This window comes from Sphingobium agrisoli, assembly GCF_041877245.1.
Lineage (GTDB): Bacteria > Pseudomonadota > Alphaproteobacteria > Sphingomonadales > Sphingomonadaceae > Sphingobium.
Genome location: NZ_JBHDJI010000005.1, coordinates 156394 through 171414 on the forward strand (window position 1 = coordinate 156394; position 15021 = coordinate 171414).

A 15021-nucleotide genomic window follows, 5' to 3' on the forward strand; every position below is an offset into this window, starting at 1 on the left:
TTTGTTCTGCGACATCAGGCGGACTCTCCCAGAATTGTTCTCGCACGCTCGAACCGCCGACGAATCGAGAAGATCATGATCCAAGCGGTCAGACTTGCGCCAACCGTGACGATCATCAGCGACCAGTGAATCATGGCCTCGTCCTTGAATGCACGGTCGTTGAGCAGGGCCGGCAATGTCGGCCCGATGCCGAAACTCACAATATTTGCGATGGTCATGCAGTAAGCAACGCTTTGCCCACGCAGCTCCGCCGGAACTATATCGTAGATGATCGGATAGCTTGCGCCTGCGATTGCAGCTCCAGCGATTCCAATCAGCCAGAACCCTACCACAAAGGCAGTTTCCGTCCCCGGCCAAACGAGTAGAAGCCCACCCAAGCCCAGCAACGGCATCCCCAAGATCCAGATGTTGAACCGGCCGTAACGCCCGTTCGCCCGGCTCAACATGTCGCCGATCACGCCGCCCGCAAGGGACCCAAGCACGTGCGACGCAAGCTTTGTGAAGCCGATCAGCATACCCGAGGTGGCAATATCGACGTGATGTACCCTGGTCAGTGCAACCACAATCCAGATCGAGGTAACGGTCGTGGTGGTGAAGATCAGAGCCACGACAACGAATGTCGCGCCGTACAGATAGGGATCCCGGCGCGCAAAGCTCAGGAATGAAGGGCTGCTCTTGGCAGAAGCCTGGACGTAATTGCCACTCGGCTGGCGCTGCGGCTCCCGAAACGCCAGCAGCAGCGCTGTGAGCGCCACCCCGAAGGAGCCAAAGACAACAAAGACGAAGCGCCAGACCAGCAGATCTCCAAGCAGGGGGACGACAACATGTGAACTCCCCGAGACCGCCTTAAGCAAGAGTCCACCAACAATGTTGGACAGCGCTCCCCCAAGCGATGCAGCCGCTACCAGCAGGCTCATCGCCCGGCCGCGCCGCTCGCTCACGAAGCAATCCGCCACGATCGAATAAGCCGCCGGGATCAGGCTTGCCTCGCCCACGCCTACGCAAGCCCGTGCGATCAGCAGTTGGGGATACGTCTCCGCCAGACCACAGGCCATGGTTGCGCCGCTCCAGAACAATATGCCCGCGATGATGAGGTTCCGGCGATTCATCCGATCGACGAGATGCCCGACCGGGATCGAAGCCAAGGAGAAAAAAACCGAAAAGGCCATCCCCTGGACAATGCTGATTTCTGTATCACTCAGACCGAATGTGGCTTTCAGGTCCGGGATAAGAAGCGCGATGATGCCCCGATCCATGTAGGACACAACAGTGGCAAGAAACAGGGTGAACAGGATCTGCCCGGCAACGGCCCGTCCCGGATATGCGCCCGATTCCCCTCTGACAAAGGAGGCAGAAGAAAAGGAATCGCGGTCTGCCATCAATGGCTTCGCAGGGCGTAGGGATAGCGCAGAGGCGAGTTCATCAACTTTGTCGAAGTGTCGCTGTTCCAGGCTTCACCCGCTTGCCTGGGATGGCGAAACGGATGAGCTGACTGCGCAGCTGCGCCGCGCAGCGCGTCGAGCTCGGCACGGCACTTGAGCAGTCGCTCGATCAATTGGTCTTCCGCTGCATAGTCGAACGAATCGCCAAGCTTCTGTTCAACCTCCCCGCCCCTTTCAGGCGGATGATCACGCCACCAGACTGCGGCTCGGGCCAGTGCGTCGAGCAGGGGCACCTGATCCTTGTAGTCAAGCCGGGCGCGGATCTTGGTCGTGTCGAGTACCTGATGAAAGCCCATCTGCCCGCCATAAGTGCGGTGGCCCAGCCACCCCGCACAGTCGACAAATTCAACCTCACGGCCAAGCGCCCGGGCCATTGCCAGAACAGTCTGACCTAAGCTCAGCTCGGGCGGAGAGTGCGCCACGTTGAAAATCTCGCCGCGACTTTCCGCAGCCTGATCAACCGCCAGCAGAACGGCATGGGCAGCATTGTCGCGATAGGCGCGGGAGCGCAGCATCAGACCGCCATCCGGCATGAGCAACGAAGTCCGACCGTCGAGAATGCGCCTCAGGAAACCCCAGTCTGCAGGGAGGATCGAGCCGGGCCCGTAGATCGCCGGAAATCGCAGGATGGTGACATCGTAATGGCCTGCCTGCTGATGAGCCATGATGGCCTGTTCGGTGGCGAAAACGCGATGGCCCAGCCGATCGGTCTCCGGGCTGTCGGAAAAAGGACTCTGCTCCGAGGCTGTCCAAGCGCCGATCGGCCCCCAACGCGGGTCATCGGGACAACCGTAGTAATAGCGGGCGCCGGAAATGCTGATCAGGCGCTCTGTCTTGCCAACCAGCACATCGGCAACGACTTTGGCCCTGCCATACATACAGATCACGGCGTCGAAACGCCGCCCCGCGAGCGCTGGTTCGAGCGTCTCTGCGAAATGCGCATCCGCGTGGATATGCTCGATCGGAGGTAACGGCGGCTCGTGCCGGCCCGAATGAAGAATCGTTACGACATGTCCGCGGTCGACTAGCCCCTGAATAACCAAGGGGCCGGTTTGCCCAGTCCCGCCGATGACGAGGATATTCACGAAGAACACTCCATCCTGAGGTGCTGGACGTATGACACGGGTTCGTCGCGCACAGCCTCAGGCCGCATCAGCGTAAGTCAATGCCCGGCCCATGCCATAATCGCCGCCAATCGTGGTTCGCCGCATCACCCGGACCTCGTCCGTGGGACCACCGGTCACGGCATGGATCATGCGCCAGTTGTCCCACAGGACCATTTCATTATCGCCCCAGGCATGGCGATAGAAGGGGCAGCTCTCGATATGGTCGACAAGTTCGTCGAGCAGTGCGCCGCCTTCCTCGCGATCCATCCCGACGATGCCCTCCGCGAACAACGGGGAGATATTCAGGACCTTCCGGCCGGTTTCCTGCTGCACATAGACAGCAGGATGAGCTACCGGCGGGTAATCCGTATCAACGCGGCGCCTCAGAGCTTCCAGGGTGGAAGATGCCCGGATTAATTCGACACCGCGCCGCCTGACGTACCGCGTGGTGTCGATGATCTTGAGTTGATAGAGTATCTCAAGCCCATCGACCCGCTCCTTGAGCGATTCTGGCAGCCGGTTGTAAGCTTCTATCTGGTCGCTGAAACACGTCTCGCCGCCCCAACTGGTCGCCTGCGTAACCCGCAGCAAGCCGCCTCGGTTGACCTTCTGTACGTAGGTGAGATCGGAATGCCACGGGATCCAGTTGGCGACTTGCTTCCCGTCGATCTGAAAAATATTCCCTGACTCTGGCCGGGAAGACAGGCTGATGAGGTCCGGCGCCCCGTCCACCCACAGTTCCTTGACCGGGTGCGGCTCCAACTCACCGAAACACCGGCTGAGCGCGATCTGGAACTCTGGGGTCTCGTCGATCTCGCGGAAAACGATCACGCCATGCTGGATCCACAGTTCGCGCAGTTCGCTTACAGTGGCAACACGCTTCAGGTCCGCCGGACCGAGGCCCGCTACCTCTACTCCGAACGGCAATTCCGGCCTCAGCTTGGTGACCTTCATCGCTATGGCATCCTCTGGATAAAATGTGCTGATGCGAAAGCCGGTCGGATTTTCACACCCGATCTTCAGCCTTCTTTATCGCGAGGGTGATGGTTTTTGACGTACATGTCAACAATTGTTGTCTTGCTCCGGAGACGGAACCGCACCCTGCTCCCGGAGAGCTTCAACCTCTTCTTCCGAGAACCCAATTTCGGCGAGGATCTCGTCACTGTGTTCGCCGATCGTCGGCGCAGTTGCGGGAGTCGGAATGCGCTCCCCGCTCATGACGAACGGGCTCGCAGCGAGCATCATTTCAACGCCGTCAAGATTGATCGGAATGGCAGATGCCTCCGCAGTGCGAATCCCCTCAGCTACGGTATTGATGCGTCCGGCGGGAACGCCAGCCTTGGCCATGGCAGCCAGCCACGCGTCTGCTGACGCCTTGCGGAAGGCATTCTGCAATAAACCGCGCAGCACACCCACATTTTCAGCGCGTGCATCGGGAGTGCCGAAGCGGGGATCATGGACCAGTTCGGGACATCCGACCAGTGCATCAATTGCGGCAGCGAACTTCGGGAAGAAGTGGAGTACCGGCTGAACCAGCAGGACCTGTCCATCGGCAGTCTCAAGCACGTTGGTTGCAGGTGGCCCGGACGACGTTGTGACATTGGCCGTCAGATGCAGGTAGTTGAGCAAACCATCGAGCATGTTGATATTGATGTGCAAGCCCCGGCCCGTACGCATGCGGCCAAACAATGCTGCGGTGATCGCCTGTGCCGCTGTCGAACCGGCGATGGCATCGGCAACGATCAGAGGCACCGGTTCCCCGAAACGCCCATCCCTCCCCGTCAATTCGAGCAATCCGGCATGAGCCTGCACCACTCCGTCCGTAATCGGTCGCCGGGCAAGCGGACTATCCTCGCCGAAGCCGGTTATGGTGCAATGGATCAGGCCCGGATTGATCGCTGACATTGCGTCCCACGTCACGCCCAAGCGCGGCCCGACTCCCGGCCGGAAATTCTCGATCAGCACATCGGCTCGCTCGACGAGTCGGCGAAGAACGGCCTGTCCGCCTGGCAATTTCAGGTCTGCCGCTATTGCCCGTCGACCGCGGTTGCAGGCGATGAACGGGAACCGTCGCTTGCCCCGGGCCTGCGGCCCGCCTCGCAGCGGATCGCCGTCTGGTGTTTCCAGCTTGATGACGTTGGCGCCCAGATCCTGCAGCGTCCGGGCGGCGAAAGGGGCAGAGGCGATGACGCCCAGATCGAGGATCCTGATCCCCGCCAGCGGCGTCAAGGCGGGATCCCAACCAGCGGTCACCAATTAGATCTCCCTTCCCACGCTTCATGCTTATGGCGAGGCGTCGACACTCCGCGGCTGACAGCGTCAACCAATGTCCGCTTCTGGTGTTACCAAGCGGTTCCCATCCGTGGACGGGTGCCGATGAGGTTCTCCGCCTCCAGCCGCGCCACGTCTTTCTCGCTCACGCCAAGCAGTTCTGTGAGGATCTCAAAGTTGTGCTGGCCGAGCGTTGGCGCCGGACTGCGATGGATACGATCCGGCCCATGTTCGAAACGTGCAGGATATCCGACGATCGGGACCATCCCAAGAACCGGTTGGTCGACTTGCTCGTAAAGATCACGAGCGACCACGTCGGGAAGCAGGTGCAACCCGGCCTGGGTAGCGAAGCGGGACGCCGGTACGCCAGCCTTGACCAGTATCGCAACGGCCTCGTCGGCCGGCAGCGGGCGCACCCATGCGGCGATTGCCCGATCGATCTCGTCGTGGCGCTGCATCCGTCCCTGAGGCGTTGCCAGTTCCGGGTCAGCGGCAAGCTCGGCTGCACCGATGACTTCGCAGAGTGAAGCCCATTCCCTGGGTGAAGTTACGCTGACTGCTACCCAATCATCCTTAGGCATGGTGGCATAGGGTGGGTCCCAGTCGGCCGCCCGGTAGGCACCTTGCGGTGCATGGACCCATGACCGGTTGCCGTTCCGCCCGAGAACAACGCGATTGGCGGAATATTCGATCAGTTGTTCGGCGCTGAGATTGAAGCCGGTCGTAAACTGCGGGGTCTCCAGCAGCATGCCTTCGCCCGTGCGTTCGCGCGCCGCCAGGGCAAGCATAATTGCGTACGCGGCATGCGAGCCAGCGATAGGATCGCATGCACCGCCGGTGATTTCCGGTCGATCGTCGGCATAGCCTGTGACCCATGCGAGACCCGAAGCCTGCTCAACCGTCGTGGCGTAAGCCACATGATCTTTCCACGGCCCTGAATTGCCGAACCCGGAAGCTCGGACCATAATCAGGCGAGGATTGATTTCGCGCAGTTTTTCGTATGTGAGCCCCCAATTCTGCATCACACGCGAGCTGAAGTTCTCGACCAGGACGTCAGATTGGGCGACCAGTTGCATGGCTAGCTCGCGCGCTTCGGGGCGGCTCATGTCCAGCGTCAGGTCGCGCTTGTTGGTGTTCGTTCCGGCAAAGAATGGAGAGGCTTCCCACCATCCTTCGCTCATATCGTGCCGAATCGTCGCAGCGCGGATCCCGTCAGGCCGCTGGATTGACTCGACGTGGATCACATCGGCGCCGAAGATCGCGAAAAAATGAGCGATAATCGGACCTGCCCAGAAGGCGGTGAAATCAACCACACGCAGGCCTTCAAACGGCAGCTTGGCCGTGCTTCCTGCCACAGGCGCTCGTTTGGTTCGTGGTGGTAGATTCGGTATGTGAGCAGGGTCGAGCCGAGGAGCTGGTCCCGGCTGGCGGGGTCCGATGTCGCCGTTGAAAAAGTATGGCGGGGCGGGCTGAGAAACCCCGGATACAGGGTTGGTCGCCACCCATCCACGGGCAGCAACCTGTTCGAACTCGGCAATCGAACGTCCATCATTGATTGGAGCAACTGGCAAACGGAACAGCGAAGCGAGTTCGACGACTTCCGCAGTTGTTCGCTCGCTCGTCCAGGCGTCGACAACTTGTGTCAACTCTGCCACGCGGTTCGCGCGGGTTTCAAATCTGGAGAGCGCCTTGTCTTCTGCCCAGTCGGGACGCTCTACCATGATGCAGAAGTCGAGCCACTGCTGCCCGGTCGTGATCTGGAACCCGACAAAGCCATCCAAAGTCGGATGGTTTAGCGGCACGGTAGGTGAGCGGACCGTGCGGTAGGGCCGACCTGCCCCCCCCTCGAACGTTGCGGCGAAGAACGACTGGGTCAGATGCATGGCATCAAGGACCGAAACGTCGATCAACTCCCCGACCCCGCTGTCCCGGGACCTGAACCAGGCAGCGAGGGCGCCGTTGGCCGCAAACACGGAGACCGCCCAATCGCCATGATCCCCGCCCGCGGCAAGTGGCTCACGATCGGCGTTGCCGCGCCCGATCCAGCCCCCTGCCATAGCCTGAAGAGTGAATTCGGTTGCCGGCTTGGCAGACCCGGCCAAGCCGAAGGGCGTAATGGCAACAACGATCGCCCTGGGACAACGCTTTCTTATTTCAGCCGGAGCGAACTCGTCCAAGGCAGTGATCGGACCATCAGGGCTCCAAACCACCACGTCGGTCTGCGCGAGCAAATCCCACAACCTCGCCCGGTCTTCTGAAATTGCGGGATCGACCACCAGCCCCTCGGCCGAGGCGGCAAGGAACTGGAACAGCGGCCCCCCGGCGACAGGGTCCACCTTGCTGCCGCTGGCCGAGCGACGGCGAAGCGGATCACCCTCCGGTCCTTCAACCCAGACTGCCAATGCTCCGCCATCGACCAGCAGCTTGGTACAGTATGCACTGGCGATGCCGGTGCCCAGATGTGCTACGATGAGTTCGTCATTCAAAGGCGTCGGCAAGGCGCTGCTCCCGATAGGTACAATTTGGCGATGGCGTGTCGGTTGGCGCCGACTTATCAGGCTGCCAGAGCGCTGGTATGCACCTGCGGGGTGATGCCAAACAAGCGTGCTGCATTCAGCCCGAAGCAGTCCTGCACGGCTTGGCGATCAAGATGAGGGTCGTTCAGAAAGCTGTCGACCAGATTACGGCTAATCGGCCAGGTTCCTTCCGCGTGGGGGTAATCGGACCCCCACATCACGTTCTTCGCACCCGGCAGACCCATGCCAGCGGCAACAACGCACGCGCGGTCATGCTGGAACGCGGCCCAGATCTGATCGTCGATGATCTGGCTGGGCAACCGCGAAAGCTTGGGCCGCACGAACACCTCGTGCGCCTGCGCAACTTCGTCCATCCGCTCACCCAGAGCCACCAGCCAGCTGGCGCCGCTTTCGATGAATGCGACCTTTGCGTTCGGGTTGCGGTCGAGCACGCCGCCAGCAATCAGATACATTGCCGTAAGCTGCGCATCCATTGCCTGGCTTGAGTAATTGATGATAGCTGCGCCAGGGCCGCGTTCGGACGTGACGCTTTCCATCCCGGTGCCGGTGTGCATGACGAACACGATGCCGAGTTCACCCGCGCGCGCAAAAACCGGATCCCACACGGGATCGTTGTACTTCGGGCAGCCGGGAGGGGTGACGGCGGGAAGCATCGCCGAACGAACCCCGCGGGAAGCAAGATAGTCCAGTTCTGCGATTGTGGCCGAGAAGTCGATGACAGGCAGCATCCCGCACTGAACGAACCGGTCGGGATGCCCCCCCAGGAAATCAATGTGCCAGTCGTTGTAGAGTCGCGCCGAAGCAGCCTCAGCTTCGGCATTGCCGATTGCGTAGAGCCACAGGCCAAGGGTCGGGAAACAGATCTCTGCGTCGATGCCTTCATGTTCCATGTCGTTCAACCTGCCCGCGATATCGCGCAGACCAGCACGATCCTTGGCCAGGGGCGATTCACGATGGTTGCCCATCCGCATGCGGTAAATCGTCTTTTCCTCGGTTCCAGCCAGAAGATAATCTCCGTCCCGCCTACTGGCCAAGGCATACTTCTTCAGATTGGTCGGAAGCCCTTCGAGGTAGAGATTCGAGGGCTCGCTAACGTGGCTGTCAGCGCTGAAAATGAAGGGCTTCATGTGGCTGCTCCCAAATACCTGCGATTGCTTTATGGCTTGATAGTGGACGGTTTGACGGTTATGTCAAGTCAGCAAATGCGCCCCAGAAGTGCAGCTTGATGGAGGCCGGCCCTTGGTTGTCGCCCCCCCCGAGCCCGAACGGAGCCCGGTTGGGTTACAAGGAGAGATGGAAATGACGGCCAACACAATGACAGCACGATTTCCCGATCACGTCCCAAGCGAACTGATCTGGGATCGCGACATCGACGAATTCGTTGCCGAACTGGCCGACCCATACAAAGCAGCGGCGCGGCTTCACGACGGGCCAGATATCGTCTGGGCTGCAGGAGGTTACCGCGGTGTCGGTGGATGGCTGCTCACCCGGCACGAGGATATCGAGGCTGTCTATCTAGATTCAGAGCATTTCAGCGCTCGGGATCACTTCTATTCCGTGTTCTCGGAAGTGCTGGGCGTTCCGTGGGTATTCAATCCTCAGGCCATTGATCCGCCCCGGCATTTTGGCTTCCGGCAGGTTGTCCAGCCGTTCTTCCAGCCAGGCGCGGTCAAGCGCATGGAGCAGGGAATTCGCGACATCTGCCGATCGTTGATCGCCGACCTCAAGGGCCGCAAGTCCTTCGATTACATCGAGGATTTTGCCCGCTTCTTCCCGACGACGATCTTCCTCGATCTGCTCGACCTTCCCCGCGACAATCTGGCCCAGTTCCTCGCTTGGGAAACCACGATGATCCGCGGCGAGACCAACGAGATCCGCCGCAGCGCGATGCGGGACATCGTGCATTACCTGGAAGAGCGCATCGCGGAGCGTCAGGCCAACCCCGGCAATGACGTGATCAGCCGCATCCTCGCCGCCAAGGTCAATGGCCAACCCATGGAACACGATGACATCATAGGCATGTGTTCGTTACTCTATGCCGCGGGTCTCGACACGGTGCTCGGCAGCATGGGCTGGCATATGTATCGCCTGGCCTCGGAGCCTCACCTTCAGGACCAGATCCGGAGTGATCCTTCGAACATCATGAACGTAGTCGACGAACTTTGCCGAGCCTATGGCGTAGTGCGGAACCGCCGCACCGTCGTCAAGGATTTCGAGTTCAAAGGCGTCAAGATGAAGGCGGGCGACTGGGTCAACCTGCCCACAATGCTGGCCAGCCGCGATGACCGCAAGTATCCGGATCCCCACGCAATAGACTTCAACCGCAAGGACCGCGGAATGACGTTTGGCGGCGGAATTCACTATTGCCTCGGCATCCACTTGGCCCGGCTGGAGATGAAGGTTGTGCTGGAAGAGGTGGTGGCTGCATTTCCGAACATCCGTCTCGCCCCCGGGAAGGACATGTCATATCACACCGTCGGGGTGTGGGGCGTGGACTCATTGCCGATCGAATGGGGTCCCGAATAAACGGGACCACCTGGCTTTGCCGCAATCAGCGGCGCGCCAAGGGTAACAGCATCCGGCGAAGCTCGGCCACCAGCGTGGCTGGGCTGTCCATGCCCGGAAAGTGACCTCGACCCGCCAAGGTATAGTCCGCCACATTGTAGCTTCGTTCGAGGCTGCAACGCGGAACTGGCGGAAACAGATCATGTGGCGGGATCATGAAGACTGCCGGCACCTTGGCCCTGCCTTGGCGCGGGCCGCGCGCCTTGTCGAGGAACATGTAAAGCCAACTCGGCGCCAACGAACCGTTGATCCAGTAAAGCATGATATTGGCCAGGAGAACGTCCATAGAGAAAGGCGGATCTTCCTGCGTTCCGGGCACAGTCCATGACTGAAACTTTTCCACGATCCATGCCGCAAGGCCGATCGGCGAGTCAGTCTGCGCATAGGCCAGCGTCTGGGGCTTGGTCCCCTGGATGGCCTGATAACCGGCTTCACCCTCCATCGCTGCCCTGAAACCATCGAGCCAAACCTGTTCCTCGGGTGCAATCGGGCCACCCGAGGTAAAATCGGGAGTGCCGCCGGATGCCGTCAGCATGATTCCCGCAAGCCGCTCGGGGAATTCGAAAGCCAGCGTTGCCGTCACGAGGCTACCCCAGTCGCTGCCATAGGCCAGGTAGCGATCCACACCGAAACTGTCGGTCATAAGCCGGGACCACAGGCGAGCGATATCCCGCGGCTCCAAGGGTTTGGCTGGAGCCGGTGACAATCCGTATCCCGGCAGGCTCGGAATAATGACCGTGAACGCTTGTTCCGCTGACCCGCCGTAACGTTCCGGGTGGGCCAGAGCATCGATGATGTCGATGAACTCGATAAAGCTGCCCGGCCACCCCGGTGTCATGACCAACGGAACGGGATCTGTGCCGGAACCCGGCTCGATCAGAACGTGAACAGTCTCGCCTTCAACCTCGACCATTCGCTGCGAAAGGCGGTTGATCCTCGCTTCCCATGATGACCAGTCGAAGTCGTGCAGCCAGTATTCGCGCAGCCGTTGCATGTACGAAAGCGGCGTTCCGGTCGCCCAGTCGGCCCCCGCCTGCTGCTTCGGAAAGCGTGCAGTTGCCACTCTAGCCCTCACATCCGCGATCAGGGATGGATCGGTCTGCAGCGTATAGCTCTTGCCGGGCAACGTGTTCATGGTTTTCCTCATTCCCTGATCAGGCTATTGACATTCGTTCGCAAGTCGAGCCGGGGCCGCACAGGGGCGCGAATCCTTGTGGCGAACGCAGCAACCGCCGCGATGGTTAACAGGAAAATGGGTACTCCGGCATGTCGTCTTGTCAGGACACCTCGCTTTTCCGTAGCATCACTGCCTCGCCCTGCGGTCATGTCGGGCGATACCGCAGGCGGCAAAAGAATAGCCGACATTACAATAAACCGCCTGGACAACGCATCCAGAGGTCAGTCGGAGGGCGCCACTTTCTTTTTGCGGGTGGCCTTCGGCTTGCTAACCGGTTCGTAGCTGCGCAGCATGCCCGCAATCGTCCTCGCAAGGCCGCGGGTCACGTCGGTTCGTTCGAGCGGCGCCTTGGTGATCCGCCAGTGGTACCAGAAGCGGTCCAGCAGGGCCATGAGGGCAAGGCCTTGGACATGCGGCTCGCTATCATCTGGCGCACCGATCTTGCGCATGGCATCGCTTGCGAGACGAGCAGCGCGCATCGACCCACGCATACCCAGTTCGCGCAATTGCTCGTCAGAACGCGCCGCCTGCAGCCAGACGAGCATGTAGCCGCCGTGATCCTCAAGATATTCGAAGTATCTCTGCACCCAGCCATCGATGTCGCCCAAGGTCCAGTCGCGGGGCAAATCACCAAGGGAACTGAGGATCGAAAAGCTGTTGCTGATGCCGGAAGTCCCGACCTCCATCAGCAGTTCGCTTTTGGAGGAAAAGTACGTGTAGACGGACGAACGCGATACGCCTGCCGCTTCAGCTATACTCTCGATCGAAGTTGCATCATAACCCTGCCGCAGAAAGGTCTGACGAGCAGTTGCTATCAGGTGCTCACGCGTCCGGAGCGCACGAGAGCCGACCGATGGCCCATCTTGCCCGGCTCCGTTAGTCCCCCTCGCCCGTCGCACGAACGAAATTTCGTCTGCCCGGTCCTGATCCCGGTTGGTATCTTCGCTTTTACGAGATGTCATCCAAAGATGCCTGCGTTCCTGTGGCTCCGGCGGCACTGCCCGCGCTGCGGGCAGGCGGGCCGTCACCGGCGCAACAACACGACCATCTTGGTGCACAATTGTCAACTGTTCGGCATTACGGACTGTGGCAGTAAGCGCATGCGACCTCGGGAGGATTACTCGCGAGGAAGCTTCATCAAGGTGGCGATATTGTTCTTCTGGATGGCAGACGATCCACCGTAGATCGGCACGGCCAGAATATCGCGCACATAGCGCTCCATCTGAAAGCCTTCAGCATAGCCGTAGGCCCCCATCACATACTGCTGGCAAGCCAGCACGATGTCTCGCGCGGTTTCCGCAACAAACAGCTTTGCCATGCAGGTGTCGGTTGCCGACGGATCATTGTTGTGCACCTTTGCCGCAGCATCATAGGCCATAAGGCGGCAAGCCTTCAGCTTGGTCTGGACATCTGCCAGCACGTGTCGCACCGCCTGATGCCCGCAGATGCGCTTGCCGAACTGCGAGCGATCCTGACTGTACTGCCACGCCTCCTGCACGGCAGCGTTGGCGATGCCAAGCGCTATGAATGTCGGCGCCAGCTTTTCCACCTCCAAGCTACCGCCTGCCAGCATGGACCAGCCTTGGTTCCATCCAGCCTCTTCGCCGAGGACCAAGTCAGCATCAATCTCGACATCATCGAGATGCACGTCATTGGTGGGGATGCCATGCGTTCCCATGCAACGGGTCGTCTCGTAGCTGACACCGGGCGCGTCCATGGGAATCATGACGAACGAGAGGTTCCGGTGTCGGTCAGCCGGATCGCCGCTGCGAACGAGGGTCAGCATGTAATCTGCTACGTTGGCCCCGGAGATCCAGCGCTTGGCGCCAGATACGACTACCTTGTCACCCTTACGCTCCATACGGGTGCGTACCGAAGCAAGGTCGCCGCCGACCTCAGGTTCCGACAAGCCATAAGCGACCAGCGTCTCGCCGGAGAGTAGGCCGGGCAGGAAGCGCTGCTTCTGCGCTTCGGACGCCTTGTAAACGAGATTGAGGCTGCCATAGCCGACGCTCATATTATAAAGGCTCGCCAAGCCGCTCCAGCGTGCGGCAAGCTCTTCCATGACGACGGTCATGACGATCACGTCGGTACCGCTGCCGCCATACTGCTCCGGCGTGGTCAGGCCCAGAACACCCAGATCCGCCATGCCCTTCAGCAGTTCTCGAGGAACGCGATCCTCACGTTCCCATACCGCAATTTTCTCGACCGGGCATTCGCGTTCCAAAAACTTGCGAATGCTGTCACGGTAGAGGTCGAGTTCTTCGGTCCTGTCGAAGGTCATACAATTCACCATAGCTGCAGCTTACGCGGAAATCGCAGAATTTGACGCATACGTCAAGAAACGATCCGCAGTCATCGCGGTCGCGCTAATCAATTTACTGGACTAGCGCCTCAAGGCCTGCCCGCAGTGCGAGCTTGTTGATCTTGCCGCTCGGCAAGCGAGGCATGTCGTCAACGAAGATCACCCGCTTTGGGGTCTTGTAGCCGGCTATCAACGTCCGGCTGTGCGCGACAATGTCGGCTTCGGTCAGGGAGTCCGAGCGCGAGACGACGAAGGCGGTGACAATCTCACCCCACTTCGCATCCTTGGCACCAACGACCGCCACATCTGCAACGTCGTGATGTTCGGCGATAACGGCCTCCACCTCGCGCGAGTAAATGTTCTCGCCGCCAGAGATGATCACATCCTTCTTGCGATCTTTGAGGTGGACGTAGCCTTCGCGGTCGATCGTGGCCACATCCCCCGTGTGCAGCCACCCGCCCCGAAGTGCGTCAAGCGTGGCCGCCGCGTTGTTCCAGTAGCCGCGCATGACGGTGGGAGATTGGACACAAAGCTCCCCAGCCTCACCGACGCCGAGCGGGCGGTCATGCTCATCGACGACGCGCATGCGGCAACCCTGATAAGGATGGCCCACGGAAGCCAGTCGGCGCAGATCGTCCTCCGTGCCATCGGGGCGGTGCAGATCGATCGGCAGGATTGTCCCAAGACCTTCGGTTTGGCCATAGATCTGCGCAAACACCGGCCCGATCCGCCTTATCCCGTCGCGTAGCAGCGGCAGCGGCATCGGGGCTGCCGAATACAGGATCATTCGGAGACTGGACAGGTCATGGTCGTCGAAACGAGGCTCATCGAGCAACATCTGAACCATCGTGGGCGCCAGATGCCCGATTGTTATCCGTTCACGCGCAATGGTGGCCAACGCCTCGGCGGGGCGATACACCCGTTCCACGTAAACCGTGCCACCGGCCCAATGCTGAGCCAACTGAATGTTCTTGGCGCCGACATGGTACAGCGGCATGACCAACAGCGTCCGGTCCTCACAGGCACAACGCATGTGGAACGAGGTCATCGCCGCCGATGCAACCTGATTGCTCTGGCCGAGCATGCAGCCTTTCGGTCGTCCGGTGGTGCCGCTAGTGTAAAGCAGGTAGGCGATGTCGTCCGGTGAAACACCCCAGTCACGCTCCTCGGGCGCTCCGCTCGCCACGACACCTTCATAAGGCAAGGCCCAGTCCGGGCCGTCACCGATAACGATGTACCGGATTTCACGCGGCAGGCTGTCTCGCATCGCCAGGACATGATCGGTATAGGCGGCTTCAAAGATCAACGCCTGAGGCGCGGCGTCTCCGATGATATAGTTCATCTCCGGCACGGCAAGCCGGTAATTGACGGTCGCGAGTATCAACCCGGAAAGCTCGGCCGCGCCGTAAGCTTCAAGATACTCGACGCAATTCTGGGCGAGAACGCACACACGGTCCTGATGGGCCAGTCCCAGCAGACTCAGCCCCGATGCCAGACGATGCGCCCGATCAGAAAACTGGGAATGAGTCAGCACATTATCGCCGCAAACCACCGCCGGGCGATCAGCATACCAGCGCGCATTGTTGCGAATGATGTCGCCCAGGGTCATGGTCATGCT

11 protein-coding genes are annotated in these 15021 nt (G+C 60.3%); 1 reads left to right on the forward strand and 10 read right to left on the reverse strand.

What is annotated here, in order from left to right:
* Window positions 1–14 precede the first annotated feature (14 nt).
* The 6 genes from ACETPF_RS10640 to ACETPF_RS10665 form a co-directional block, all read right to left on the reverse strand.
* A complete protein-coding gene (locus ACETPF_RS10640; protein ID WP_373934447.1) occupies window positions 15–1379 on the reverse strand; it encodes an MFS transporter in 1365 nt (454 codons plus the stop codon).
* Window positions 1379–2527 (reverse strand): NAD-dependent epimerase/dehydratase family protein, encoded by a 1149-nt coding sequence (locus ACETPF_RS10645; protein ID WP_373934448.1) that lies wholly within the window; start codon window positions 2525–2527, stop codon window positions 1379–1381. Before ACETPF_RS10645 ends, ACETPF_RS10640 begins: the two co-directional genes overlap by 1 nt.
* 57 nt (window positions 2528–2584) lie before the next feature.
* Entirely contained in the window at window positions 2585–3502 is a 918-nt protein-coding gene (locus ACETPF_RS10650; RefSeq protein WP_373934449.1) for a TauD/TfdA dioxygenase family protein, read from the reverse strand.
* A gap of 108 nt (window positions 3503–3610) precedes the next feature.
* Window positions 3611–4801, reverse strand: a complete 1191-nt coding sequence (locus tag ACETPF_RS10655) for a CaiB/BaiF CoA transferase family protein (protein WP_373934542.1) — start codon at window positions 4799–4801, stop codon at window positions 3611–3613.
* Window positions 4802–4890: 89 nt separating this feature from the next.
* Window positions 4891–7305: a CaiB/BaiF CoA-transferase family protein gene (locus ACETPF_RS10660; RefSeq protein ID WP_373934450.1), complete on the reverse strand. Its 2415-nt coding sequence runs from the start codon at window positions 7303–7305 to the stop codon at window positions 4891–4893.
* A 68-nt stretch (window positions 7306–7373) separates the two neighbouring features.
* Complete coding sequence (locus ACETPF_RS10665; RefSeq protein WP_373934451.1) at window positions 7374–8483, reverse strand: amidohydrolase family protein; 1110 nt, start codon at window positions 8481–8483, stop codon at window positions 7374–7376.
* A gap of 172 nt (window positions 8484–8655) precedes the next feature.
* Between ACETPF_RS10665 and ACETPF_RS10670 the strand changes: the two genes are divergently transcribed.
* On the forward strand, window positions 8656–9882 hold the full coding sequence (locus ACETPF_RS10670; protein ID WP_373934452.1) for a cytochrome P450: 1227 nt from the start codon (window positions 8656–8658) through the stop codon (window positions 9880–9882).
* Window positions 9883–9907: 25 nt separating this feature from the next.
* Here the strand turns inward: ACETPF_RS10670 and ACETPF_RS10675 are convergent, their stop codons facing one another.
* The 4 genes from ACETPF_RS10675 to ACETPF_RS10690 all read right to left on the reverse strand — a co-directional run bounded on the left by ACETPF_RS10675 (window position 9908) and on the right by ACETPF_RS10690 (window position 15018).
* The gene (locus ACETPF_RS10675) at window positions 9908–11056 is read right to left on the reverse strand and encodes an epoxide hydrolase family protein (RefSeq protein ID WP_373934453.1); all 1149 of its coding nucleotides are present in this window, start codon (window positions 11054–11056) and stop codon (window positions 9908–9910) included.
* A 263-nt stretch (window positions 11057–11319) separates the two neighbouring features.
* Window positions 11320–12156, reverse strand: a complete 837-nt coding sequence (locus ACETPF_RS10680; RefSeq protein ID WP_373934543.1) for a TetR/AcrR family transcriptional regulator — start codon at window positions 12154–12156, stop codon at window positions 11320–11322.
* A gap of 59 nt (window positions 12157–12215) precedes the next feature.
* Window positions 12216–13382 carry an acyl-CoA dehydrogenase family protein gene (locus tag ACETPF_RS10685; protein ID WP_373934454.1) on the reverse strand — a complete coding sequence of 389 codons (1167 nt, stop codon included), beginning with the start codon at window positions 13380–13382 and terminating at the stop codon, window positions 12216–12218.
* A gap of 94 nt (window positions 13383–13476) precedes the next feature.
* A complete protein-coding gene (locus ACETPF_RS10690; RefSeq protein ID WP_373934455.1) occupies window positions 13477–15018 on the reverse strand; it encodes an AMP-binding protein in 1542 nt (513 codons plus the stop codon).
* Window positions 15019–15021: the final 3 nt, after the last annotated feature.